Origin of the sequence: Streptomyces sp. OZ13, assembly GCF_052068155.1 — a bacterium.
Lineage (GTDB): Bacteria > Actinomycetota > Actinomycetes > Streptomycetales > Streptomycetaceae > Streptomyces.
The window spans coordinates 234,083-258,093 of sequence record NZ_JBQHCZ010000009.1 but is presented as its reverse complement, the minus strand read 5'-3'; the positions used below and the strand labels follow the sequence as shown (position 1 = coordinate 258,093).

Below are 24,011 nucleotides of genomic sequence, written 5' to 3'. Positions count from 1 at the left end.
GGCCGTCAGACGCCCTTCGCCCGTGCGCGGACCAGCGTCTCGAAACCCTCGACCAGGCGTTCCAGGCCGAAGGCGAAGTGGTCGAAGTCCGAGGTGAAGGCGTCCTCCGACAGATGCGCCAGGGTCGGGTACTCGCCGCTGACCATGGCCTTCGACAGGAACGGCTCCTGAGCGCGCCAGAACTCCTCCTCGCTCTGCCCGGTCTCCTTCGCCGCCTCAGCGGCGTCGAGCTCCATGCGCGCGATGCCGGTGACGAAGCTCTGTACCGCGATGATCACCGAGATCAGCTCCGGGTCCGTCAGCCGCATCTCCCGCAGCGCGAACAGTGAGGCGTCCAACCCCCGTACGGCGCTGGGGCCGAGGACCGTACGCGACTGGTTGACCTTCAGCAGCCAGGGGTGCGCCCGGAACAGCTCGAGGTGGGCGCGGCCCATCGCGCGTACGGCGTCCTGCCAGGTGTCGGACTCCGGCGGGTGCGCGTCGTTCTCCAGGGGCTCGCCCGTGACGCGGTCGAGCATCAGGTCGAGCAGCTCGGCCTTGCCCGGGACGTAGCGGTAGAGGGACATCGTGCCGGTGCCCAGCGCGGTGGAGAGGCGGCGCATCGAGACGGCGGCAAGGCCCTCCGTGTCGGCGATCCCGATCGCGGCGCCGACGATCCGGTCGAGGGTGAGGCCCGGCTTGGGGCCGCGTGAGGGTCGCTCGCCGGTGCCCCAGAGCAGTTCGAGGCTGCGCGAGACGTCTTTGCTGCCGCTCGTCTCAGTCGTCATGGGGTCAGCGTAATCGCCTGAACAGAAACTGAGTACGGTGTACTCTCATATGGGTACGCCGTACTCAGTTGACTCGTCTCGGAGGGGCTCAGTGGACGAATACGCCGTCTCGGCAGAAGGACTGGAGAAGCGGTACGGGGACAAACGGGCCCTCGACGGCTTCGATCTCGCCGTGCGCCAGGGCACCGTGCACGGCCTGCTCGGACCGAACGGCGCGGGGAAGACCACCGCCGTCCGGGCCCTCGCGACCCTGTTGCGGTTCGACGGCGGCCGGGCGCGGGTGGCAGGCGCCGACGTGCGGCGCGAACCGCGGCAGGTGCGCCGGCGCATCGGCCTCACCGGCCAGTACGCGGCGGTCGACGAGGTGCTGACCGGCCGGCAGAACCTGGAGATGTTCGGCCGCCTCTTCCATCTCGGCGGCAGGCGCGCGGCGTTGCGGGCCACGGAACTGCTGGCGCAGTTCGACCTGGTGGACGCCGGCGACAAGGGCGTCGGCACGTACAGCGGCGGAATGCGCCGCCGGCTCGACCTCGCCGCGTCGATGATCCTCGCACCCGATGTGCTGTTCCTCGACGAACCGACGACCGGACTCGACCCCCGTTCGCGCGGCGAGGTGTGGGACGCGGTGCGCCGGCTCGTCGCAGGCGGCACGACCGTCCTGCTCACCACCCAATACCTGGAGGAGGCCGACCGGCTCGCCTCCCGTATCACCGTCATCGACCAGGGCCGGGCCATCGCCGACGACACGCCCGACGGTCTGAAGAACAGGGTCGGCGGCGACCGGATCGAGGTCGTCGCCCGCGAGGCGGCCGACCTCCCGGCGATCGCCAAGACCGTGGCCCGGGTCGCCGACACCGACCCGACCACCGACGAACCGGAACGCCGGGTGCACGCACCGGTGACCGACCGGGTCGCGGCCCTCACCGAGGTCGCCCGCACCCTTCAGGACGAACGGATCCCCGTGGAGGACATCGGGCTGCGCAGGCCCAGCCTGGACGACGTGTTCCTGCGCCTGACCGGACACGGCACACAGACCGAGGAGGCGGCGTGAGTACGACGGACCTGGTGGACCTGAGCCTCGACGACAGGCACGGGCGCGCCTACTGGGCGGTGGCCGACTGCTGGAACGTGGTCCGGCGCGGACTGACCCACTACCGGCGCCAGCCCGTCCTCATCGCCTGGCAGCTCGGCTTCCCGATCATCTCCGTGCTGCTCTACGGCTACGTCTTCGGCGGCGCGATGAAGTCGCCCGAGGGCGGCAGCGTCCGTGACTTCCTGATGCCGGGCATGTTCGCCATGACGATGGCCTTCGGCTTCATGAACACGGCCATGGCCGTGGTCACCGACGCGACGAAGGGCGTGATCGACCGCTTCCGGTCGATGCCCATGGCGCCCTCCGCCGTGGTCACCGGCCGGGGTGTCAACGACCTGATCGTCGCCTGCGCCGAGCTGACGATCCTCGCGGCGACCGCCTTCGCGATGGGCTGGCGCACGGACGCCGGACCGCTGAAGGCACTCACGGCGTTCGCACTGCTGCTGCTCCTGCGGTTCTGCCTGATCTGGGTGGGCATCCTGCTCGGCCTGCTCGTGCCCACCCCGGAGGCGGCCGGCGGCCTGTACGCGGTGGCCTTCCCGCTGACCATGATCTCGAGCGTCTTCGTGCCGCCGTCGACGATGCCGGACTGGCTGGGCACGATCGCCGCCTGGAACCCGATCTCCTCCACGGCCGCGGCGGCCCGCGAGCTGTTCGGCAACCCGGTCGCGAGCGACGGCAGCTGGATCCAGGAGAACTCGCTGCTCATGGCGGTGGTGTGGCCGGTCGTCGTCACGGCGGTCTTCGCACCGCTCGCGGTACGGCGCTTCCAGCGGCTCAGCCGCTGACGTCGTCGGACCGGCGAGGCGCCCCGGCCTTCAGCAGTTCGGCCGCGTCGAGCTTCACCTCGGCACCGATCGAGGCCGGGAGGGCGATCTGCTGGCCCGGGGCGTAGACCTCATGGCTGTCGTACTCGCTGGTGAGCGGGTTGGTGAGCACGTGGATCCTGGTGTGCTTACGGTCGACGATCACATAAACGGGGACCTTCGCCTGGGCGTAGGCGATGACCTTGTTCCGGAGGTCGTTGCGGTAGTTGCTGGAGGTGACCTCGACGACGAGCCGGAAGACGGTGGGGTCGTAGCAGTTGTTCCGGATCAGATGCTCGTCGATGTCGGCGTCGACAACGGCGAGATCCGGGATGGCGTAGTCCTCGGGGCCGTCCGGCAGCCACAGCCCCACACCCTGGAGTACCTCGGTCCCACCGCCGTCCAGCCCGGCCAGCATGAACGGGCGCATGAGTTTGGTGAGTGCCCTGGCATGCGCACTGTCCGGAGAGGGAGTCACGGTGAGGATGCCTCCGATGATCTCGACGCGATGGCCGGGGAGCAGCTCCATGAGGCGATTCGCCTCTTCGAGCAGCGTCGGCGGCTCGCCGTCACAGGGGTGCTCGACCGCTGCGGCAGACATGCGGGCCTCCTGGTGGCTGGTGTCGAGAGCATCATCGTAGGACGCGGCACCCACCGGCGTCCGTAAGGCGGATCGTCACACCATCGAGCGATCATGCACGGGGCCGCCGGCCGGCGCGGTTCCTGGTGCCTCGACCGGGGGAGCCGCCGGGGCGAGTCGGGGTGAGGGACCGCGGCGACGCGGGTAACGCGAAGGGCCCGGCGTCACGGACGCCGGGCCCTTCGTGTCACGGCCGGTGCTAGAGCTTCTCGATCACGTAGTCGATGCACGCCGTCAGCGCCTCGACGTCCGCCGGGTCGATCGCCGGGAACATCGCCACGCGCAGCTGGTTGCGGCCCAGCTTGCGGTACGGCTCGGTGTCGACGATGCCGTTCGCGCGCAGTGCCTTGGCGACCGCGGACGCGTCGATCTCGTCCGCGAAGTCGATCGTGCCGATGACCTGCGAGCGCTTCGCCGGGTCGACGACGAACGGCGTCGCGTACTTGGACGCCTCCGCCCAGCCGTACAGGGTGCGCGAGGAGGTCGCCGTGCGGCGGACGGACCAGTCGAGGCCGCCCTGGCCGTTGATCCACTTCAGCTGCTCGTTCAGCAGGAAGAGGGTGGCCAGCGCCGGGGTGTTGTACGTCTGGTTCTTCAGCGAGTTGTCGATCGCCGTGGGCAGCGAGAAGAACTCCGGGACGTGCCGGCCGGAGCCGTGCACGCGGGCCGCGCGCTCGAGGGCGGCGGGGGAGAAGACGCCGATCCACAGGCCGCCGTCGGAGGCGAAGGACTTCTGCGGGGCGAAGTAGTAGACGTCCGTCTGGGCGGTGTCGACCGGCAGGCCGCCCGCGCCGGAGGTGGCGTCCACCAGGACCAGCGCGCCGTCGTCGGCGCCGGCGACCCGCTGGATCGGGGCGGCGACACCGGTGGAGGTCTCGTTGTGGGTGAAGGCGTAGACGTCGACGCCCGCCTCCGCCTGCGGCTCCGGGTGGGTGCCCGGGTCGGAGGAGATGACCGTCGGGTCCGCCAGCCACGGCGCCAGCTTGGCGGCCTTGGCGAACTTGGAGGAGAACTCGCCGAACGACAGGTGCTGGGACTTGTTCTCGATCAGGCCGTGGGTCGCGATGTCCCAGAAGGCGGTGGATCCGCCGTTGCCGAGGATCACCTCGTATCCCTCGGGGAGGGAGAACAGCTCGCGCACGCCGTCACGGACCTCGCCGACCAGGTTCTTGACCGGGGCCTGGCGGTGGGACGTGCCGAGGAGGGAGGTGCCGGTGGCGGCCAGCGCGTCCAGCGCCTCCGTACGCACCTTGGAGGGGCCCGCGCCGAAACGGCCGTCGGCGGGCTTGATGTCAGCGGGAATCTGGATATCAGCCACGTTCGGAGCGTATACCGCTCCGGCCGCGGGGCGGGGACACGGTCCGGCGGCTGAGACGGGGCGCCCGCGCCCCGCCGCAGGGTCATGCACCGTGGCCGCCACCGAGTGCGTGCAGATGTTCCACCAGGGCGATCAGCACGAACTTGCTGGACGAGTGGTCCCGTGCGTCGAACTCGACGAGCGGCACGCCGGCCGGGAGGGCGAGCGTGGCACGGATCTCCTCCTCCGAACGGAACGGGCCGCCGAAGTCGTTGACGGCGATGATGAACGGCGTGCCGTGGTGCGTCAGGCGGTCGATCGCGTACCAGGCGTCGGTCAGGGCCCGCGTGTCGATGAGGACGACGGCGCCGGTGGTACCGCGGAGCAGGCGGTCCCACAGGAAGCGGAAACGTTCCTGTCCGGGGGTGCCGAACAGATAGAGGACCCTCTGCTCGTCGATCGTGATGCGGCCGAAGTCCAGCGCGACCGTCGTCGCCGTCTTGGCCGGGACCCGGACGGCGGCGTCGCTCACGGGGGTGGCCGCGCTCATCGCGGCCTCCGTGTGCAGCGGACGTATCTCGCTGACCGAACGCACCATCGTCGACCGGCCGGCGCCGAAGCCGCCGACCACAGCGATCTTGAGCGCGCAGAAGTCCGCGCCGTCGCCCACGGGGGCGTCCGCGCCCGCGAGCGCGCTTCCGGGGGTCTCCCGGGTCGTGGCGCGGGTCATCGTTTCTCGGAGGTGCCGGTCATCGAGTGGTGCCTTCCGGGGTGACGGGGGGCGCAACTGGAGCCGCTGCTTCCTGGCGAAGTCGTCGTCACTATAGGAGGGTTGACGATCAGTTGGGGAAGGTCGTGGCGCTTCCCACTTCACGGAGGGCGCACAACGTGTGCAAGTGACACGTTTCCTGCCGGTGCGTCGGCGGCCGGAGGAGTCATCCTGGAGCGCATGGCTGAACACACCAGGGATACGGGCGAACTGGCCCGCGCGCTCAAGGCCGCCGTCGGCGGTGACGTGGATTTCTCGGCCGCCGCCCGGGCCCTGACGACCATGGACGCCTCGAACTACCGGCGGGTCCCGCTCGGTGTCGTCGCCCCCCGCGACGCCGACGACGTGGCCGCGGTGCTCGAGGTGTGCCGGCACCACGGCGTCCCCGTCGTGCCGCGCGGCGGCGGCACCTCCATCGCCGGTCAGGCCACCGGCACCGGTGTCGTCCTGGACTTCACCCGCCACATGAACAAGGTCCTGGCCGTCGACCCGGAGGAGCGGACCGCCCGTGTCCAGCCCGGAGTCGTACAGGCCCGGCTCCAGGACGCGGTACGGGGGCACGGCCTGCTCTTCGGCCCCGATCCGTCGACGCACAGCCGCTGCACGCTCGGCGGGATGATCGGCAACAACGCGTGCGGATCCCACTCCGTCGCCTGGGGGACCACGGCCGACAACGTCCACGCCCTGTCGGTCCTCACCTACGCCGGCGTCCGCCACCGGCTCGCCCGGGGCGGTCCGCCGGACGACGCCCCGCCCGGCCTGGCCGACCTCGTCGACCGCAACCTCGCCCTGCTGCGCACCGGCTTCCCCGACGGCATGCCGCGCCGCATCTCCGGCTATGCGCTCGACGCGCTGCTGCCGGAGAAGGGCACCGACCTCGCCCGCGCGTTCTGCGGCAGCGAAGGAACCCTCGCCGTGATCACGGAGGCGACCGTGCGCCTAGTCGCCGCCCCGGCCGCCCGGGCGCTGGCCGTCCTCGGCTACCGGGACGAGAGCGCCGCCGCGGAAGCCGCCGCCGGCCTCCTGCCCCACGGCCCGCTCACCGTCGAAGGCATGGCGGAGGACCTGGTGCCCCCCGGCCACGGTCTGCCGCGCGGCGGCGCGTGGCTGTTCGTCGAGACGGGCGGCGACAGCGCCGCGGAGGCGCGGGACCGGGCGGAGCGGATCACGCGCGCCGCCGACGCCCTCGACGGCGCCGTCGTCGACGACCCGGCCGCCGTACGCGCCCTGTGGCGGCTGCGGGAGGACGCGTCGGGCACCGCGACCCGGCGGGCCGACGGAGGCGAGGCGTGGCCCGGCTGGGAGGACTGCGCCGTGCCGCCCGCGCGCCTCGGCGCCTATCTGCGCGACTTCCGCGCCCTGCTGGCGGAACACGGCCTGCGCGGCACCCCCTACGGGCACTTCGGCGACGGCTGCGTCCATGTCCGCATCGACTTCGACCTGTTGAGCAAGGAGGGCGTCCGCCGCTTCCGCGCGTTCTCCGAACAGGTCGCCTCCCTCGTCGTCGCCCACGGCGGCTCCCTGTCGGGCGAACACGGCGACGGCCAGGCCCGCGCCGAACTGCTGCCCAAGATGTACGGGGACGAACTGGTGGGCCTCTTCGGCAGGTTCAAGGACCTGTGGGACCCGGCCGGCGGCATGAACCCGGGCATGCTCGTACGTCCCGCGCCGCTGGACGAGAACCTGCGCTTCGCCGTGCTCCCCGCCCGGCCCGTCGACGTCGCCTTCGGCTACCCGCACGACGGCGGAGACTTCGCGGGCGCGGTGCGCCGCTGCGTCGGCGTCGCCAAGTGCCGCACCGAGGACGCCGCCGCGGGCGGCGGCCTGATGTGCCCCTCGTACCGGGCGACCGGCGAGGAGCGGCACTCCACCCGGGGCCGGGCGCGGCTGCTGCACGAGATGCTCGCCGGGGAGATCGTCACCGACGGCTGGCGCTCGCCCGAGGTGCGTGACGCGCTCGACCTGTGCCTGTCCTGCAAGGGCTGCCGGAGCGACTGCCCGGTCGGCGTCGACATGGCCACCTACAAGGCCGAGTTCCTCCACCACCACTACGCGGGCCGCCGCCGCCCCGCCGCCCACTACGCCATGGGCCGTCTCCCGCAGTGGCTGCGCGCCGCCGCCCCCCTCGCGCCGCTGCTCGACGCCGCGGCCCGGGTGCGGCCGCTGGCCGCGCTCGCCAAACGGCTCGCCGGCATCGCGCCGGAACGGGACCTGCCGCGCCTGGCGCGCGGGACGCTGCGCCGCCGGCTGCGCGGGCGGCGGCCCGCCGGCCGGCCCACGGCCGTGCTGTGGCCGGACACCTTCACCGACCACCTCTCGCCGCACGTCGGGGAGGCGGCGTGGCGGGTCATGGAGGCGGCGGGCATCGGCATCACGCTGCCGGCCGGGCGGGTCTGCTGCGGACTCACCTATGTCTCGACCGGCCAGCTCGACCTGGCGCGCACGGTCATGCGGCGCACGCTCGACGTCGTCGAGCCGCTGCTCGAACGCGGGATGCCCGTCGTCGTGCTGGAGCCGAGTTGTGCGGCCACCCTGAAGACCGATCTGCCCGAGCTGCTCGGCGACGACCCGAGGTCGGCCCGCCTGGCGGCGTCGGTGCGGACCTTCGCACAGGCCCTGGAGGACTGCGCCCCCGGATGGGAACCGCCTCGGATCGACCGCCCGGTTGCGGGCCAGACCCACTGCCACCAGCACGCGGTCCTCGGTGACGCGGCGGAACGCCGCCTGCGGGAACGCGCGGGGCTTGAAGGCGCATTGAGCGGCGGCTGCTGCGGTCTCGCGGGCAACTTCGGGTTCGAGAAGGGGCATTACGAAGTGTCGGTGGCGTGTGCGGAGGAGCAGTTGCTGCCCGCCGTGCGCTCGGCCGCCGCGGGCACCGAGCTGCTGGCCGACGGCTTCTCCTGCCGCACCCAGCTCGAGCAGCTCGCCGGCCGCCGGGCCCGGCACCTGGCGGAGGTCCTGGCGGAAGCTCTGGACGAGGGACCGGTCACGACGTGATCCCCCGGCATCCGGCAGGATGGGCGGCCGGCCAGTAAGGAGCGGATGCCATGCGGAAGACCGTCGGGCGGACCGGCGTCGTAGGTCTGCTGGCGCGGTCCTGCGCGGTCCTGCTCCTGGCCGCCCTGGTGGGTCAGTTGCTGGTGTCCGCGATCGCGGTGGACCCGGTCGACCCGGCGGACAAGGGCCTCGGGTCGTTCGTCGTCTCGGTGCTGCGCGGCGGAACGGCCGGTGCGCTCGGTGCGGCGCTGTGCGTCGCGGCCGTCCTGCTGCTGGTGGTGGCCGGACGGGGCGCCAGGGCGGTAGTGAGGCGCATGGCGGGCCGCCGGCGGAAGGGGGACGCGGCGAAGGCGGGCGTCTCAGCCGAGCTGCGCGGGGGAGACCTCGACGACATGGGGCGGCTCCTGGGTGAAGTCGCTGTACCGCACCCACGTCGGGCGCACCCGCACATGGGTGATCCCCGGCCAGGAGAGCCGGTCCCGGCCGTCCGGGTACACGCGGAAGTAGCACTCCTGGAGGCGCGTCAGCTCGTCGCCGTCGGGGAAGTCCGCGAGCCCCTCGATCTGCACGGTGATCGCGTCGTCCCAGCCGATCACGAGGGCGATACGCGGGTCGGCCCGCAGGTTGAGGCTCTTGCGGGTCGTCTCGACGGTGTCGAAGACGATCTCGAGGTCGTCGCTGACGGCGAATCCGACGACCGCCGCCTGAGGTGATCCGTCCGGTGCGGCCGAGGCCTGGACCGCGAGCCTGTTCCTGCGGAGGAACCACACCAGCTCGTCGCGCTTCATACGACCTGCCTATCACGGGCCGCGCCGGGCGGCTCGGCACTCGTCTCCCGCAGGGCCGGCACCCCGGTCCGTCGCGCCAGGACGGTGTGCGTCAGCGCGGCCGGGTCACCGCTCTGGCCAGCGCGACGAGTTGCCGCACGGCGGGGTGGGGCGAGGCGCTGCGCCAGGCGAGGATTACGGGCACCCGAGGGGCGTCCGACAACGGCAGGTAGGTGACACCGCCGTGCGCGTGCATCTGGGCGGTGGAGGCGGCCGAGGCGCCCACGCCGCGGCCCGCGGCGATCGCGGTGAGCCAGTCGTCGGTGTTGGCGACCGTGATCGTCGCCGTGGGCCGGATCTCCGGCGGCCACAGGTCCAGGGTGGTCAGGCCGGACACCGTGTTCAGCACGACCGGGCCGGCCGCCAGGTGGGCCAGGGTCAGCGAGGCCGCCGCCGCGCGGGGGTCGTCCGACGGCACGGCGGCCACCCGGGGCTCCGTGAACAGCAGCTCGGTGGCCAGACCGGGGGTGTCCACGGGTCCGCGCAGTACGGCGGCGTCGACCTCGCCGCGGGCGAGCCCCGCCGTACGGTCGTCGACCCGCAGCAGTTCGAGGGGGACGTCCGGGCGCTCGCGCTGCCATCGGCGCAGCAGCGGGGTCGTGTACGGCCCGAGGGCGGACCAGGCGTGCCCGAGGCGCAGGGGCCGGTGCGGGAGCCGCCCGGTGTCGAGCGCGTCGTCGAAGGCGGCGACGGCCACGGCCGCCTTGTCGCGGAAGACGCGGCCCGCCGCCGTGAGGGCGACGTGGTGGGTGGAACGGTCGACCAGCCGGACGCCCACATGCTGCTCCAGCGAGGCGAGCGCGCGGGAGACGCTGGGCTGGGTGAGGCCGAGCCGGGCAGCGGCCCTGGTCACGCTCGACTCCTCGGCGACGGCCAGGAAGCAGCGGAGATGGCGCAGCTCGATGCTCATACGCGTGGAGCATAACCGCAGCGAGAAACGCATTTCACGCGCGGCGCACCGATCCGTAGCTTGGGAGGACGAAGGCGGCGACGGTTCAGGGAGGCCGGGGTGAAGGACGCGCAGTCCGCGGGCACGGGCACGGGGGCGCAGGCCGGTGCCGCGGCGGTGGTGCTGCCGGAGGCGGCGGGCGCCGCGGCGCAGGGCCCCGGCGGGGCGCCGCCGTCCGGTGACCGGCGTTCCCTCGGGCCCGTCGCGCTCGTCGTCGCGGGCGGGCTCTCCGTGCAGTTCGGGGCCGCCGTCGCCGTGATGCTGATGCCGCGGGCCGGTGCGCTGGGCGTCGTCACGCTGCGGCTGGTGCTCGCGGCCCTGGTCTTGTTCGTGATCTGCCGGCCGCGGCTGCGCGGACACTCCCGCACCGACTGGGCCACCGTGATCACCTTCGGTGCCGCCATGGGCGGGATGAACATGCTCTTCTACCAGGCCGTCGACCGGATCCCGCTCGGTGCGGCGGTCACGCTCGAGGTGCTGGGACCGCTCGCCCTCTCCGTGATCGCCTCCCGGCGGCTGGTGAACCTCCTGTGGGCGGCGCTGGCGCTCGGCGGCGTGGTCCTGCTCGGCGGCGGCGGCTTCGACCGGCTCGACCCCGTCGGTGCCGCGTTCGCCCTGGCTGCGGGCGGCATGTGGGCGGCGTACATCGTCTTCAGTGCCCGCACCGGGCGGCGTTTCCCGCAGGCGGACGGCCTGGCGCTGGCGATGGGCTTCGCCGCGCTGCTGAGCCTGCCGTTCGGTCTGGTGGAGGCGGGGTCGCGGCTGTTCGTGCCCTCGACGCTGGGGCTGGGGCTGGCGGTGGCGCTGATGTCGTCGGTCCTGCCGTACACCCTGGAGCTGCTGGCGCTGCGCAGGCTGCCCGCGGCGACGTTCGCGGTGTTGATGAGCCTGGAGCCGGCGATCGCCGCGGCGGCCGGGTTCCTCCTGCTGAGCCAGGCGCTCTCGCCGGCGGAGGGGCTGGCGATCGTGCTGGTCATCGTGGCGAGCATGGGCGCGGTGCGGACGCAGGCGGCCGGGAAGCGGGCGCCCGGGGCGTGACGCGCCGGAACAGCCCGCCGGCGTGTCGGCGGGCTGTTCCGTCCGGTCGTCGGGGTGTCGGTGCCGGGTCCTGCTGTGCCGGACGGGCCCGCGGTGAGCGCCGGCCGAACCGCCCTTGAGGTTCACAGAGATTCAATTCTGCGATGCCATGCGGTTTGACCTGCGGTTCGGCGCGTCCGCGGGCCGACGACCGGACTGAATCAAAGCAAGCATGCTTGCTTGTTTCCGGGGGCGCTGCCATGCTCCGGGGCACAGACCGTCGTCCCACAGGGGAGCGCTCCGTGTCCGACCCGGCCGTCGTACTCGACGACTTGCGCAGCGAAAGCGAAGACCTCGACCAGTTGGTGAGAGAGCTGGATCCCGGGCGGTGGGCCGCCCCGACGCCGGCCCCCGGCTGGAGCGTCGCCCACCAGATCGCCCACCTCGCCTGGACCGACGCCGCCGCCCTGACGGCCGTCACGGACCCCGGCGGCTTCGCCGCGGAGGTGGAGAAGGCGCTCGCCGCCCCCGACTCGTTCGTGGACGACGGCGCACAGGCCGGCGCCGCCCTGCCGCCCGGCGAGCTGCTCGCCCGCTGGCGGACCGGCCGCGAACAACTCGCCGAGGCACTCCGCTCGGCCTCCGCCGGCACCCGCTTCCCCTGGTACGGGCCGCCGATGAGCGCCGCGTCGATGGCGACCGCACGGCTCATGGAGACCTGGGCGCACGGCCAGGACATCGCCGACGCTCTCGGCGTCGTACGGCGGCCGACGGCGCGTCTGGCACAGGTGGCCCGACTGGGTGTCCGCACACGGGACTTCGCGTTCGGCGTGCACGGGCTGACCCCGCCCGCCGAACCGTTCCGCGTCGAACTGACCGGCCCCGGCGGAGAATTGTGGACCTACGGACCCGAGGACGCGGCACAGCGCGTGACGGGCCCGGCGATCGACTTCTGCCTGCTGGTGACCCAACGCGCCCACCGGGACGACCTGGCCCTGCGGGCCGAAGGCGCCGACGCCAGCCGCTGGCTGGACATCGCCCAGGCCTTCGCCGGCCCGCCCGGTGCCGGGCGGGCGCCCGGCGCGGGCGCGCCGGCCGGCGACGTGCCGGAAGGCGGCAGGCCGTGACCGGCCCCGAGGCCGCGCACAGCGCACGGGTGCTCCGCGTCGGCAACGCGTCCGGCTTCTACGGCGACCGCTTCGACGCCGTGCGCGAGATGCTCACCGGCGGGCCGCTGGACGTGCTCACCGGGGACTACCTCGCCGAGCTCACCATGCTCATTCTCGGCCGCGACCGTCTGAAGGACCCCGGACTCGGCTACGCCAGGACCTTCCTGCGGCAGCTCGAGGAGACCCTCGGCCTCGCCCACGACAAAGGCGTGCGCATCGTCGCCAACGCCGGTGGACTCAACCCCGCCGGCCTCGCCGACGCCGTCCGTGCCCTGGCCGCCCGTCTCGGCGTCCCCGTGAACGTCGCGCACGTCGAGGGCGACGACCTCACCGCCCGCTTCCCCGGCGCGCTCACCGCCAACGCCTACCTCGGCGGCGGAGGGATCGCCGCCTGTCTGCGCGCGGGGGCCGACATCGTCGTCACCGGACGCGTCACCGACGCGGCCCTCGTCACCGGCCCAGCCGCCGCCCACTTCGGATGGGGCCCCGACGACCTGGACGCCCTCGCCGGCGCCGTCGTCGCCGGGCACGTCCTCGAATGCGGCACCCAGGCGACCGGCGGCAACTACGCGTTCTTCGCCGAGGGCGGCCACGACATCCGCCGGCCCGGCTTCCCCGTCGCCGAGATCCACGCCGACGGCACCTCCGTCATCACCAAACACGACGGCACCGGCGGCCTCGTGGACATCGGCACCGTCACCGCCCAACTGCTGTACGAGACCGGCGGCGCCCGGTACGCCGGCCCGGACGTGACCGCCCGGCTCGACACCGTCCGCCTCGAGCAGGACGGCCCCGACCGGGTGCGGATCTCCGGAGTGCGCGGCGAGGCACCGCCGCCCACGCTCAAGGTCGGCCTGAACCGCCTCGGTGGCTGGCGCAACGAGGTCGCCTTCGTGCTGACCGGCCTCGACATCGACGCCAAGGCCCGGCTCGTACGGGAGCAGATGGAGGACGCGCTCGGCAAGCAGCCGCCCGCCGAGGTGCGCTGGGAACTCGCCCGCACCCAGAGCGCCGACCCCGACACAGAGGAGCGCGCCGCCGCCTATCTGCGGCTCGTCGTCCGTGACCCCGACGCGGAACGCGTCGGCCGCGCCGTGAGCAGCGCCGCGATCGAGCTCGCGCTCGGCAGCTACCCCGGCTTCCATGTGACCGCCCCGCCCGGCAAGGGCGCCCCGTACGGCGTGTTCGAGGCCGCGTACACCGAGGCGGCCGGCGTCCCGCACACCGCCGTCCTGCACGACGGCGGGCGCGTCACCGTCCCCCACCCGCGGGTCACCCGGGAGCTCACCGACGCCGTGCCCGTCGCGCTGCCCGAGCCGCCGCGGCACGGCCCGACGCGCCGCGCCCCGCTCGGACTGGTGGCCGGGGCGCGCAGCGGCGACAAGGGCGGCGACGCCAACATCGGCGTATGGGCCCGCACCGACGACGCCTGGCGCTGGCTCGCCCACGAACTCACCGTCGACCGGCTGCGCGCCCTGCTCCCCGAGACCGCCGAACTGTCCGTCGTACGGCACGTACTGCCCAACCTGCGCGCCCTCAACTTCACCGTCGCCGGGATCCTCGGCGAAGGGGTCGCCGCGCAGGCCCGCTTCGATCCACAGGGCAAGGCGCTCGGCGAGTGGCTGCGCGCCCGGCACGTCGACATCCCGGAGGCTCTGCTGTGACCGTTCTCGCCTCGGCCGTCGATGTGACCGGCCCCGAATACACCGCCCACCGCGCCGTGATGCTCGGCCGGCTCGCCGAACTGGACGCCGAGCACGCGAAGGCGCTCGCCGGCGGCGGCGAGAAGTACGTGGCCCGGCACCGCGGCCGCGGCAAACTGCTCGCCCGCGAACGCATCGAGTTGCTGCTGGACCCCGACACCCCGTTCCTCGAACTGTCCCCGCTCGCCGCGTGGGGCAGCGACTACCCGGTGGGCGCCTCGATCGTGACCGGCATCGGGACGGTGGAGGGCGTCGAGTGCCTGATCACCGCCAACGATCCGACCGTACGCGGCGGCGCCTCCAACCCCTGGACCCTCAAGAAGGCCCTGCGCGCCAACGAGATCGCCTACGCCAACCGGCTGCCGGTGATCTCGCTCGTCGAGTCCGGCGGCGCGGACCTCCCCTCCCAGAAAGAGATCTTCATCCCCGGCGGGGCCCTGTTCCGCGACCTCACACGCCTGTCGGCGGCCGGCATCCCCACGATCGCCGTCGTCTTCGGCAACTCGACCGCCGGCGGCGCCTACGTGCCCGGAATGTCCGACCACACCATCATGATCAAGGACCGGTCGAAGGTCTTCCTGGGCGGTCCGCCGCTGGTGAAGATGGCGACGGGCGAGGAGAGCGACGACGAGTCGCTCGGCGGCGCCGAGATGCACGCCCGCACCTCCGGACTCGCCGACCACTTCGCCCTCGACGAGCCCGACGCGCTGCGCCAGGCCCAGCGGATCGTCGCCCGCCTCAACCACCGCAAGGCGCACCCGGACCCCGGCCCCGCCGAGCCGCCCAAGTACGCGGCCGAGGAACTGCTCGGGATCGTGCCGGAGGACCTGAAGACCCCGTTCGACCCGCGCGAGGTCGTCGCCCGCATCGTCGACGGCTCCGACTTCGACGAGTTCAAACCGCTGTACGGGCCGAGTCTGGTCACGGGCTGGGCGCGGCTGCACGGCTACCCGGTCGGCGTGCTGGCCAACGCCCAGGGCGTGCTGTTCTCCGCCGAGTCCCAGAAGGCCGCGCAGTTCATCCAGCTCGCCAACCAGCGCGACGTACCGCTCGTGTTCCTGCACAACACCACCGGCTACATGGTCGGCAAGGAGTACGAGCAGGGCGGCATCATCAAGCACGGCGCCATGATGATCAACGCGGTGTCCAACAGCCGTGTCCCGCACCTGTCGGTCCTCATCGGCGCGTCCTACGGCGCCGGGCACTACGGCATGTGCGGCCGGGCCTACGACCCGAGGTTCCTGTTCGCCTGGCCCAGCGCCAAGTCCGCGGTCATGGGCCCCCAGCAGCTCGCCGGCGTGCTGTCCATCGTCGCCCGGGCGTCCGCCGCGGCGAAGGGACAGCCCTACGACGACGAGGCGGACGCCGGCCTGCGCGCCATGGTCGAGCAGCAGATCGAGGCGGAGTCGCTGCCGATGTTCCTGTCCGGGCGGCTCTACGACGACGGCGTCATCGACCCGCGCGACACCCGGACGGTGCTCGGTCTGTGCCTGTCCGCCATCCACACGGCACCGGTCGAAGGCGCGCGCGGCGGCTTCGGCGTCTTCCGGATGTGAGGACCCTCCTGTGATTTCCACTGTCCTTGTCGCCAACCGCGGCGAGATCGCCTGCCGTGTCTTCCGCACCTGTCGCCGGCTGGGCATCACGACGGTCGCCGTCCACTCCGACGCCGACGCCACCGCCCTCCACGTACGGGAGGCGGACGCGGCGGTGCGGCTGCCCGGCGACACACCGGCCCAGACGTACCTGCGGGGCGAGGCGATCGTCAAAGCGGCCCAGGCCGCGGGCGCCGACGCCGTCCACCCCGGATACGGATTCCTCTCGGAGAACGCGGACTTCGCGCGGGCCGTGGCCGACGCCGGTCTGATCTGGATCGGCCCGCCCGCCGACGCCATCGATGCCATGGCGTCCAAGACCCGCGCCAAGCAGCTCATGGGCCTCACGTCCCTGGACCCCGCCTCGGTCACCGACGACGACCTTCCCGTCCTGGTGAAGGCGGCGGCGGGCGGCGGCGGCCGGGGAATGCGCGTGGTCCGCTCGCTCGCCGCGCTCCCGGCGGAGCTGGCGGCGGCCCGCTCGGAGGCGGCATCGGCCTTCGGCGACGGCGAGGTCTTCGTCGAGCCCTACATCGAGGCCGGCCGCCACGTCGAGGTCCAGATCCTCGCGGACGCCCACGGCACGGTGTGGGCGCTCGGCACCCGGGACTGCTCGCTGCAACGCCGCCACCAGAAGGTCATCGAAGAGGCCCCGGCACCGGGCCTCGGCCCCGAACAGGCCGGGACACTGCACGCACAGGCAGTGGCGGCGGCACGCGCCGTGGACTACCGGGGCGCCGGCACGGTCGAGTTCCTCCTCGACGAGGACGGCCGCGCGCACTTCCTGGAGATGAACACCCGGCTCCAGGTGGAACACCCGGTGACCGAAGCGGTCTTCGGCGTGGACCTGGTGGCCCTGCAGATCGCGGTCGCGGAAGGCGCGGCCCTGCCGCCGCACCCGCCCTCCGCCGACGGGCACGCCGTGGAGGCACGCCTCTACGCGGAGGACCCGTCCTCCGGCTGGACCCCGCAGGCGGGGCGGCTGCACGAGCTGAGCTTCCCCACGGACGCGGCTCCGGGCGGCCCGGACCCCGCAGGCGGCACGCCCCGGGTGCGGGTCGACGCCGGATACGCGGACGGGGACGTCATCGGGGTCCACTACGACCCGATGATCGCCAAGGTCATCGCCTGGGCGCCCACCCGCGCCGAAGCGGTGCGCAGGCTCGCACACAGCCTCCGCCGGGCACGGGTGCACGGCCCCGTCACCAACCGGGAGCTGCTCGTCGCGTCGCTGGAGCACCCCGACTTCACCGGCGGCCTGCTCGACACCGGGTTCTACGAGCGGAACCTGGCCGACCTCACCCGGCCGGCCCCCGGCGAGGAGCACGCCGCCGTCGCCGCGGCCCTCGCCCACGCGGCCGGACGCACGGGCCGGTTCGGCGGTGCCTGGCGAAACCTGCCCTCCACGGACCAGGTCAAGGGCTACGGCGACCACGAGGTCCGCTACCGGCCCACCAGGGACGGCGGCTTCGACCTCGTGGACCGCCCCGGCACCCGCGTCGTGCGGGCCGAGCCGCACCGCGTCACCCTCGAGATCGACGGGGTCGTACGGACCTACGACGTCACCGACCGCGGCGGCACCGTGTACGTCGACTCGCCCGCCGGGGCGTCCGCCCTCACCCCCCGGCCCCGCTTCACCGACCCCCAGGACCGGGCCGAACCCGGATCGCTGCTCGCGCCCATGCCCGGGACCGTCGTCCGGGTCGGGGACGGCGTGGTCGAAGGCGCGGCGGTCACCCAGGGCCAGCCGCTGGTCTGGCTGGAGGCCATGAAGATGGAGCACAGGATCGTCTCGCCCGCCTCCGGCACGCTCACCGCACTCCACGCCGTACCCGGCCGCCAGGTCGAGGTCGGCGCCCTGCTCGCCGTCGTCACGGAGACCCCCACGGAAGCCGACTCCCGACCGGTCGCCGACGCCGCCACGGAAACCGTCCGCGAAGCCGCCAACGCACAGGAGGACACCGCGTCATGAACGCCATCGAGACCCAGGAGCACAAGGACCTGCGGGAAGCCGTCGCCGCGCTCGGACGCCGGCACGGCCCCGGCTTCGACCGTGCCACCCTGTGGGCCGAGGCCGGCAAGCTCGGCTACCTCGGCGTGAACCTCCCCGAGGAGTACGGCGGCGGAGGCGGCGGCATCAGTGAGCTGTCCATCGTCCTCGAGGAGTCCGGCGCGGCCGGCTGCCCCCTCCTCATGATGATCGTCTCGCCCGCCATCTGCGCCACCGTCATCGCCCGCTTCGGCACCGACGAGCAGAAGCGGCAGTGGCTGCCCGGCCTCGCCGACGGCAGCCTCACCATGGCCTTCGGGATCACCGAACCCGACGCGGGATCGAACTCCCACCGGATCACCACCACCGCCCGCCGGGACGGCGAAGGCTGGATACTGAGCGGCCGCAAGGTCTTCGTCTCCGGCGTCGACATCGCCGACGCGACCCTGATCGTCGGCCGCACGGAGGACGCGCGGACGGGCAGTCTCAAGCCGTGCCTGTTCATCGTCCCCCGCGACGCCGAAGGCTTCGGCCGGTCGGTGATCGACATGGAACTCCAGGCGCAGGAGAAGCAGTTCGAGCTGGTGCTCGACGACGTTCGGCTGCCCGCCGACTCGCTCGTCGGCGACGAGGACGCGGGCCTGCTCCAGCTGTTCGCCGGGCTCAACCCCGAACGCATCATGACCGCCGCCTTCGCCATCGGCATGGGCCGCTACGCCCTCACCCAGGCCGTCGAGTACGCGAAGACCCGCCAGGTCTGGAAGGCACCCATCGGCGCCCACCAGGCCGTCGCCCACCCCCTCGCACAGGCCCACATCGAACTCGAGCTCGCGAAGCTGATGATGCAGAAGGCCGCCGCCCTGTACGACGCCGGCGACGACATCGGCGCCGGCGAGGCCGCGAACATGGCCAAGTACGCCGCCGGTGAGGCATGTGTGAAAGCGGTCGACCAGGCGGTCCACACCCTCGGCGGCAACGGACTCACACGCGAGTACGGCCTCGCCAAGCTCATCGCGGCCGCCCGCGTCGCACGGATCGCCCCGGTCAGCCGCGAAATGATCCTGAACTACGTGTCCCACCAGTCCCTGGGTCTCCCCAAGTCGTACTGAGAGACGACATTCTGGCCGTCCACACACGCCGAGGGAGCGCACACATGGTGTTCCGCAGCAGCTACGCAGATGTCCCGGCAGTCGTCGAACCCATCCACGAGAGCGTGCTCGGAAGAGCCGCCGAGTACGGAGACACCGTCGCCCTCGTCGACGGAGTGAACGGCACCACCGTCACCTACGGGCAACTCGACCGGTTCCACAGGCGCATCGCCGCCGCGCTCGCCGACGCCGGCCTGCGCAAGGGCGACGTCCTGGCACTGCACAGCCCCAACACGGTCGCCTACCCGGCCGTGTTCTACGGAGCCACCCGCGCCGGTGCCGCCGTCACCACCGTCCATCCGCTGGCCACGGCGGAGGAGTTCGCCAAGCAGTTGCGCGACTCCTCCGCCCGCTGGATCGTCACCGTCTCCCCGCTGCTGGAGGTGGCCCGCCGGGCCGCCGAACTCGCCGCGGGGATCCAGGAGATCTTCGTCTGCGACCGCGCCGACGGACACGTCAGCGTCCTCGACATGCTCGGCTCCACCGCGCCGGAGCCCGACGTCACCATCGACGCGTCCAACGACGTCGCCGCCCTGCCGTACTCGTCCGGCACGACCGGCGTCCCCAAAGGCGTGATGCTCACCCACCGGTCCATCGCCACCAACCTGGCGCAGCTCGAACCGGTCGCCCCGGCGGGACCCGGGCACCGCATCCTGGCCGTCCTGCCCTTCTTCCACATCTACGGGCTCACCGCCCTGATGAACGCCCCGCTCAAACAGGGCGCGACCGTCGTCGTCCTGCCCCGCTTCGAGCTCGACACCTTCCTCGGCGCGATCCAGGAACACCGCATCAACGGGCTGTACGTCGCCCCGCCCATCGTCCTCGCGCTCGCCAAGCACCCGGCGGTCGCCTCCTACGACCTCTCGTCGCTGGAGTACATCCTCAGCGCCGCCGCCCCGCTCGACGCGAGCCTCGCGGAAGCATGCTCGAAACGGCTCGGGCTGCCGCCGGTACGGCAGGCCTACGGCATGACGGAGCTCTCACCGGGCACCCACGTCGTACCCCTCACCGCCCAGAACCCACCGCCCGGCACCGTGGGCCTCCTGCTGCCCGGCACCGAGATGCGCATCCTCGACCTCGACGGCTCCGGCAGGGAACTGGGCACCGGAGAAGAAGGCGAGATCGCCATCCGCGGCCCGCAGGTGATGAAGGGCTACCTCGGCCGCCCCGACGCCACCGCCGCGATGATCGACGCCGACGGCTGGGTCCACACCGGCGACATCGGGCGCGTCGACGAAGACGGCTGGCTGTTCGTCGTCGACCGCGTCAAGGAACTCATCAAGTACAAGGGCTACCAGGTCGCCCCCGCGGAGCTGGAGGCGCTGCTGCTCACCCACCGAGCGATCGCGGACGCGGCGGTCATCGGCGTCGTCGACGACGACGGCAACGAGATCCCGAAGGCGTACGTCGTACGGCAGCCGGGCACCGAACACCTGAAAGAGGAGGACGTCCTCGACTTCGTCGCCGCCCAGGTGTCCCCGTACAAGAAGGTCCGCCGCGTCGAGTTCATCGACGCCGTCCCCCGCGCCGCGTCCGGGAAGATCCTCCGACGGGAACTGCGGGTCCGCGAGAACGGTACGAAGGAGCAGTAGCACGTGACCATCGCCACCACGCACGAGCGCGGCATCACCACCCTGACCCTGGACTCGCCGGCCAACCGCAACGCCCTGACGGCGAGGCTCGTCGGCGAACTCACGGAAGCGCTCGGCAAGTGCGCCCACGACGAGGACGTACGCGCCGTCGTGCTCACGCACACCGGCTCCACGTTCAGCGCCGGCGCCGACCTCAAGTCACCGCCCAACCCGTACACGTTCGTCGGACTGCTCCGGCAGATCGTGACACTGCCCAAGCCCGTGGTGGCGAGGGTCGCCGGCCATGTGCGGGCCGGCGGCCTCGGCCTCGTCGGCGCATGCGACATCGCCGCCGCCAGCAGCGACTCCGACTTCGCGTTCACCGAAGTGCGCATCGGCGTCGCACCCGCCGTCATCTCCCTGCCGCTGCTGCCCCGCATGGACCCGCGGGCCGCCGGACGCTACTACCTCACCGGGGAACGCTTCGACGCAGCGGAAGCCGCCCGCACCGGGCTGCTCACCCTCACCGCGGACGACGTCGACACGGCCCTCGCGCCGCTCCTCGACGGACTGCGCAGGGCCTCCCCCCAGGGGCTGGCGGCATCGAAGGAACTGGTCACGGCTAGGGTGCTGGAAACCTTCGACCGCGACGCGGAGGACCTGGTCCAGCGCTCGGCGTCGCTGTTCGCATCGTCCGAGGCGCGCGAAGGGATGACGGCCTTCCTCGAACGACGGGACCCCGCATGGGTGTTGTGACGCCACCGACCGCCAAGGCCCCCAAGCAGGACCGCAGCCGGGCCACCCGGCAGCGGCTGCTGGAGGCCGCGGTGGCCTGCCTGGCCGAGGTCGGCTGGGCAGGCTCCACGGTCTCCGTGGTGGCCGAACGGGCCGGCGTCTCACGCGGGGCGGCACAGCACCACTTCCCGACCCGCGAGGACCTGTTCACGGCCGCCGTCGAATACGTGGCCCAGGAACGCTCGCAAGCACTGCGGGACCTCCCGTCGCAGGACCGCGCCGCCGTCGTCGCGGCACTTGTCGACCTCTACACCGGTCCTCTCTTCCGGGCCGCGCTCCACCTGTGGGTGGCCGCCTCCAACGAGGAGCAGCTGCGCCCCAGGGTCACCGAACTGGAGGCGAAGGTCGGCCGCGAGACCCACCGCATCGCCGTCCGCCTGCTGAACGCGGACGAGTCCCGCCCGGGCGTCCGCGAAACCGTGCAGGGCCTGCTGGACATGGCCCGCGGCCTGGGCCTGGCCAACCTCCTCACCGACGACGCGGCCCGCCGGGAACGGGTCGTGGCGCAGTGGGCGGCGCTGGTCGGGGAGGCGCTCGGCTGAGGCCGGGCGGAGGCGCGGCGCACACCCCGCCCGGCGGCCTGGGACCGGCAGAGCCGCCCGCCGTCAGCCCACGATGTCCTCGTAGCCGGAGATCTCACGCGGGCTGCGGGCCCCCGGGCCCACATAACGCGCCGACGGACGCACCAGCCGGCCCGTGCGCTTCTGCTCCAGGATGTGCGCCGACCAGCCGGCCGTACGGGCACACGTGAACATCGACGTGAACATGTGCGCCGGGACCTCCGCGAAGTCCAGCATGATCGCGGCCCAGAACTCGACGTTGGTCGCCAGCACCCGGTCCGGGCGGCGGTTGTGCAACTCCTCCAGCGCCGCCTTCTCCAGGGCCTCCGCCACCTCGAAGCGCGGCGCGGCCAGCTCCTTCGCCGTACGGCGCAGCACACGGGCCCGCGGGTCCTCCGCTCGGTAGACCCGGTGCCCGAAGCCCATCAGCCGCTCACCCTTGTCCAGGGCACGCTTCACGTACGCCGTCGCGTCACCGGTCCGCTCGATCTCCTCGATCATGCCGAGGACCCGGGACGGCGCCCCGCCGTGCAGCGGACCGGACATCGCGCCCACCGCGCCCGACAGCGCCGCCGCGACGTCCGCGCCGGTGGACGCGATCACACGGGCCGTGAACGTCGAGGCGTTCATGCCGTGCTCCGCGGCCGACGTCCAGTACGCGTCGACGGCCTTGACGTGCCGCGGGTCGGGCTCGCCGCGCCAGCGGATCATGAACCGCTCGACGATGGACTCCGCCTTGTCGATCTCGCTCTGCGGAACCATCGGCAGACCCTGGCCACGGGCACTCTGTGCCACGTACGAGAGCGCCATCACGGCCGCCCGCGCCAGGTCGTCACGGGCCTGCGCCTCATCGATGTCGAGGAGCGGTTTGAGACCCCACACAGGGGCGAGCATCGCCAGCGCCGACTGGACGTCGACCCGGATGTCGCCGGAGTGCACCGGGATCGGAAACGGTTCTGCCGGCGGCAGACCCGGATTGAAGGCGCCGTCGACGAGCAGGCCCCACACGTTCCCGAAAGACACGTGCCCGACCAGTTCCTCGATGTCGACGCCCCGGTAGCGGAGCGAGCCGCCCTCCTTGTCCGGTTCGGCGATCTCCGTCTCGAACGCGACGACTCCCTCGAGTCCAGGTACGAAGTCGGACATCAGGCGGCTCCTCAAGACGTGTGCGGCAAGACGTTTGCGGCAAAGGGGTGCGGCATACGGCGGCCGACGGACAGGTCGGACACTCCCGTGATGCCCCGTGCGGCCGGTGGTCACCCAACCGCCGGGGAGGCAGGCACGATATCCCCTGGTGTATGGAGGCCACAGTGGCCGGACCCAAGATTTTGGCGGGTCCGGCCGATGCGGGGAAGCGTGACATCCGGCACACTGCCCCATTTCGCCCGAGGAGGATTGACGGCACTCCGTGCCGGGCAAACTCGGTCCCTACGGCAGGATGGCGTTGTGACCGACCACGCCGCCGCTCCCGAACCCCGCCCCTCGGACGTGACCGTCGCGGGCCTGCCCGTGCCCCACCCGGCAGAGACGGAACTCGTCGTCCCGGACCCGGCCGTCATGCGTGAGCAGTACCGCTCGACACCGCTCGACGAGGACGCGCTGGCCGCCGGCCCCATGGAACAGTTCGCGCAGTGGTTCGCCGAGGCCGCCGCGGCCGCCCTGCTGGAACCCAACGCGATGATCGTCTCGACGGCGACACCCGACGGCCGGCCCTCCTCGCGCACGGTGCTGCTGAAGCAGTACGACGCACGCGGCTTCGTCTTCTTCACCAACTACGACTCGCGGAAGGGCCGCGAGATCGACGCCAACCCGCACGTCTCGCTTCTCTTCCCGTGGCACCCGCTCGAGCGCCAGATCATCGTCACCGGCCGGGCCGCCCGCATCGGCCGCGACGAGACCGCCGCCTACTTCCGCGGCCGCCCGCACGGCTCCCAGCTCGGCGCCTGGGCGAGCGACCAGTCCCGGGTGATCTCTTCCCGCGAGGAATTGCTGCGCCGGTACGAGGAGCTGTCCGCCCGCTACCCCGAGGGCGCCCAGGTTCCCGCGCCCGCCCACTGGGGCGGCATCCGGGTCGTACCCGACGCGGTGGAGTTCTGGCAGGGCCACGAGAACCGCCTCCACGACCGGCTGCGGTACGTCCGCACGGACGGCGGCTGGACGATCGAACGGCTCGCCCCCTGAGCGGGCGCCGGCCCTTGGAAACGCAGACGACCCGTGGGCCTTTGGTCCCTCCGTCCGGACGGAGGGAGCCGGCCGGACTTACCGGCGGCCCACGGGTCGGGTGACTGCTTGGGTTTCGGCAGACGACTGCCGAGGTG

21 protein-coding genes are annotated in these 24,011 nt (G+C 72.6%); 13 read left to right on the top strand and 8 right to left on the bottom strand.

What is annotated here, in order from left to right:
• Positions 1-5 precede the first annotated feature (5 nt).
• Entirely contained in the window at positions 6-767 is a 762-nt protein-coding gene (locus ACTMTU_RS21705; protein ID WP_441265161.1) for a TetR/AcrR family transcriptional regulator, read from the bottom strand.
• A gap of 49 nt (positions 768-816) precedes the next feature.
• On the opposite strand from ACTMTU_RS21705, the gene ACTMTU_RS21700 reads away from it, so the two are divergent.
• On the top strand, positions 817-1,818 hold the full coding sequence (locus ACTMTU_RS21700; RefSeq protein WP_441265160.1) for an ATP-binding cassette domain-containing protein: 1,002 nt from the start codon (positions 817-819) through the stop codon (positions 1,816-1,818).
• Entirely contained in the window at positions 1,815-2,648 is an 834-nt protein-coding gene (locus ACTMTU_RS21695; RefSeq protein WP_441265159.1) for an ABC transporter permease, read from the top strand. The genes ACTMTU_RS21700 and ACTMTU_RS21695 overlap by 4 nt, the downstream gene beginning before the upstream one ends.
• Here ACTMTU_RS21695 and ACTMTU_RS21690 read toward each other — a convergent pair.
• The 3 genes from ACTMTU_RS21690 to ACTMTU_RS21680 all read right to left on the bottom strand — a co-directional run bounded on the left by ACTMTU_RS21690 (position 2,638) and on the right by ACTMTU_RS21680 (position 5,333).
• Positions 2,638-3,267 carry a Uma2 family endonuclease gene (locus ACTMTU_RS21690; protein WP_441265158.1) on the bottom strand — a complete coding sequence of 210 codons (630 nt, stop codon included), beginning with the start codon at positions 3,265-3,267 and terminating at the stop codon, positions 2,638-2,640. The two genes, ACTMTU_RS21695 and ACTMTU_RS21690, sit on opposite strands and share 11 nt — an antisense overlap.
• A gap of 238 nt (positions 3,268-3,505) precedes the next feature.
• Positions 3,506-4,624, bottom strand: a complete 1,119-nt coding sequence (serC, locus tag ACTMTU_RS21685; RefSeq protein WP_441265157.1) for a phosphoserine transaminase — start codon at positions 4,622-4,624, stop codon at positions 3,506-3,508.
• Positions 4,625-4,706: 82 nt separating this feature from the next.
• Positions 4,707-5,333 (bottom strand): GTP-binding protein, encoded by a 627-nt coding sequence (locus ACTMTU_RS21680; RefSeq protein WP_441265156.1) that lies wholly within the window; start codon positions 5,331-5,333, stop codon positions 4,707-4,709.
• A gap of 219 nt (positions 5,334-5,552) precedes the next feature.
• Between ACTMTU_RS21680 and ACTMTU_RS21675 the strand changes: the two genes are divergently transcribed.
• Positions 5,553-8,369 (top strand): FAD-binding and (Fe-S)-binding domain-containing protein, encoded by a 2,817-nt coding sequence (locus ACTMTU_RS21675; RefSeq protein ID WP_441265155.1) that lies wholly within the window; start codon positions 5,553-5,555, stop codon positions 8,367-8,369.
• A 133-nt stretch (positions 8,370-8,502) separates the two neighbouring features.
• Here ACTMTU_RS21675 and ACTMTU_RS21670 read toward each other — a convergent pair whose 3' ends face one another.
• From ACTMTU_RS21670 to ACTMTU_RS21660, 3 genes are all read right to left on the bottom strand, one after another.
• On the bottom strand, positions 8,503-8,685 hold the full coding sequence (locus tag ACTMTU_RS21670) for a hypothetical protein (RefSeq protein ID WP_441265154.1): 183 nt from the start codon (positions 8,683-8,685) through the stop codon (positions 8,503-8,505).
• Between the two features lie 43 nt (positions 8,686-8,728).
• Positions 8,729-9,157, bottom strand: coding sequence for a pyridoxamine 5'-phosphate oxidase family protein (locus ACTMTU_RS21665; protein ID WP_441265153.1), 429 nt, complete (start codon positions 9,155-9,157; stop codon positions 8,729-8,731).
• Between the two features lie 91 nt (positions 9,158-9,248).
• Positions 9,249-10,106 (bottom strand): LysR family transcriptional regulator, encoded by an 858-nt coding sequence (locus tag ACTMTU_RS21660; RefSeq protein WP_441265152.1) that lies wholly within the window; start codon positions 10,104-10,106, stop codon positions 9,249-9,251.
• A 99-nt stretch (positions 10,107-10,205) separates the two neighbouring features.
• Here ACTMTU_RS21660 and ACTMTU_RS21655 point away from each other — a divergent pair, with 99 nt between their 5' ends.
• The 9 genes from ACTMTU_RS21655 to ACTMTU_RS21615 all read left to right on the top strand — a co-directional run bounded on the left by ACTMTU_RS21655 (position 10,206) and on the right by ACTMTU_RS21615 (position 21,675).
• Positions 10,206-11,183 (top strand): EamA family transporter, encoded by a 978-nt coding sequence (locus tag ACTMTU_RS21655; protein WP_441265151.1) that lies wholly within the window; start codon positions 10,206-10,208, stop codon positions 11,181-11,183.
• A 281-nt stretch (positions 11,184-11,464) separates the two neighbouring features.
• Positions 11,465-12,289 (top strand): TIGR03084 family metal-binding protein, encoded by an 825-nt coding sequence (locus ACTMTU_RS21650; RefSeq protein ID WP_441265150.1) that lies wholly within the window; start codon positions 11,465-11,467, stop codon positions 12,287-12,289.
• Positions 12,286-13,995, top strand: a complete 1,710-nt coding sequence (locus ACTMTU_RS21645; protein WP_441265149.1) for an acyclic terpene utilization AtuA family protein — start codon at positions 12,286-12,288, stop codon at positions 13,993-13,995. The genes ACTMTU_RS21650 and ACTMTU_RS21645 overlap by 4 nt, the downstream gene beginning before the upstream one ends.
• Positions 13,992-15,590, top strand: coding sequence for an acyl-CoA carboxylase subunit beta (locus ACTMTU_RS21640; RefSeq protein WP_441265148.1), 1,599 nt, complete (start codon positions 13,992-13,994; stop codon positions 15,588-15,590). Before ACTMTU_RS21645 ends, ACTMTU_RS21640 begins: the two co-directional genes overlap by 4 nt.
• Before the next feature lie 10 nt (positions 15,591-15,600).
• Positions 15,601-17,601, top strand: coding sequence for an acetyl/propionyl/methylcrotonyl-CoA carboxylase subunit alpha (locus ACTMTU_RS21635; protein WP_441265147.1), 2,001 nt, complete (start codon positions 15,601-15,603; stop codon positions 17,599-17,601).
• Entirely contained in the window at positions 17,598-18,728 is a 1,131-nt protein-coding gene (locus ACTMTU_RS21630; protein WP_441265146.1) for an acyl-CoA dehydrogenase family protein, read from the top strand. Before ACTMTU_RS21635 ends, ACTMTU_RS21630 begins: the two co-directional genes overlap by 4 nt.
• 44 nt (positions 18,729-18,772) lie before the next feature.
• Complete coding sequence (locus ACTMTU_RS21625; RefSeq protein WP_441265145.1) at positions 18,773-20,359, top strand: 4-coumarate--CoA ligase family protein; 1,587 nt, start codon at positions 18,773-18,775, stop codon at positions 20,357-20,359.
• A 3-nt stretch (positions 20,360-20,362) separates the two neighbouring features.
• Positions 20,363-21,094, top strand: a complete 732-nt coding sequence (locus ACTMTU_RS21620; RefSeq protein ID WP_441265144.1) for an enoyl-CoA hydratase family protein — start codon at positions 20,363-20,365, stop codon at positions 21,092-21,094.
• On the top strand, positions 21,082-21,675 hold the full coding sequence (locus ACTMTU_RS21615; protein WP_441265143.1) for a TetR/AcrR family transcriptional regulator: 594 nt from the start codon (positions 21,082-21,084) through the stop codon (positions 21,673-21,675). Before ACTMTU_RS21620 ends, ACTMTU_RS21615 begins: the two co-directional genes overlap by 13 nt.
• Positions 21,676-21,738: 63 nt before the next feature.
• Here ACTMTU_RS21615 and ACTMTU_RS21610 read toward each other — a convergent pair whose 3' ends face one another.
• Complete coding sequence (locus tag ACTMTU_RS21610; protein ID WP_441265142.1) at positions 21,739-22,839, bottom strand: citrate synthase 2; 1,101 nt, start codon at positions 22,837-22,839, stop codon at positions 21,739-21,741.
• Positions 22,840-23,139: 300 nt separating this feature from the next.
• On the opposite strand from ACTMTU_RS21610, the gene pdxH reads away from it, so the two are divergent.
• Positions 23,140-23,874 carry a pyridoxamine 5'-phosphate oxidase gene (pdxH, locus tag ACTMTU_RS21605; RefSeq protein WP_441265141.1) on the top strand — a complete coding sequence of 245 codons (735 nt, stop codon included), beginning with the start codon at positions 23,140-23,142 and terminating at the stop codon, positions 23,872-23,874.
• The last annotated feature ends 137 nt before the right edge of the window (positions 23,875-24,011 follow it).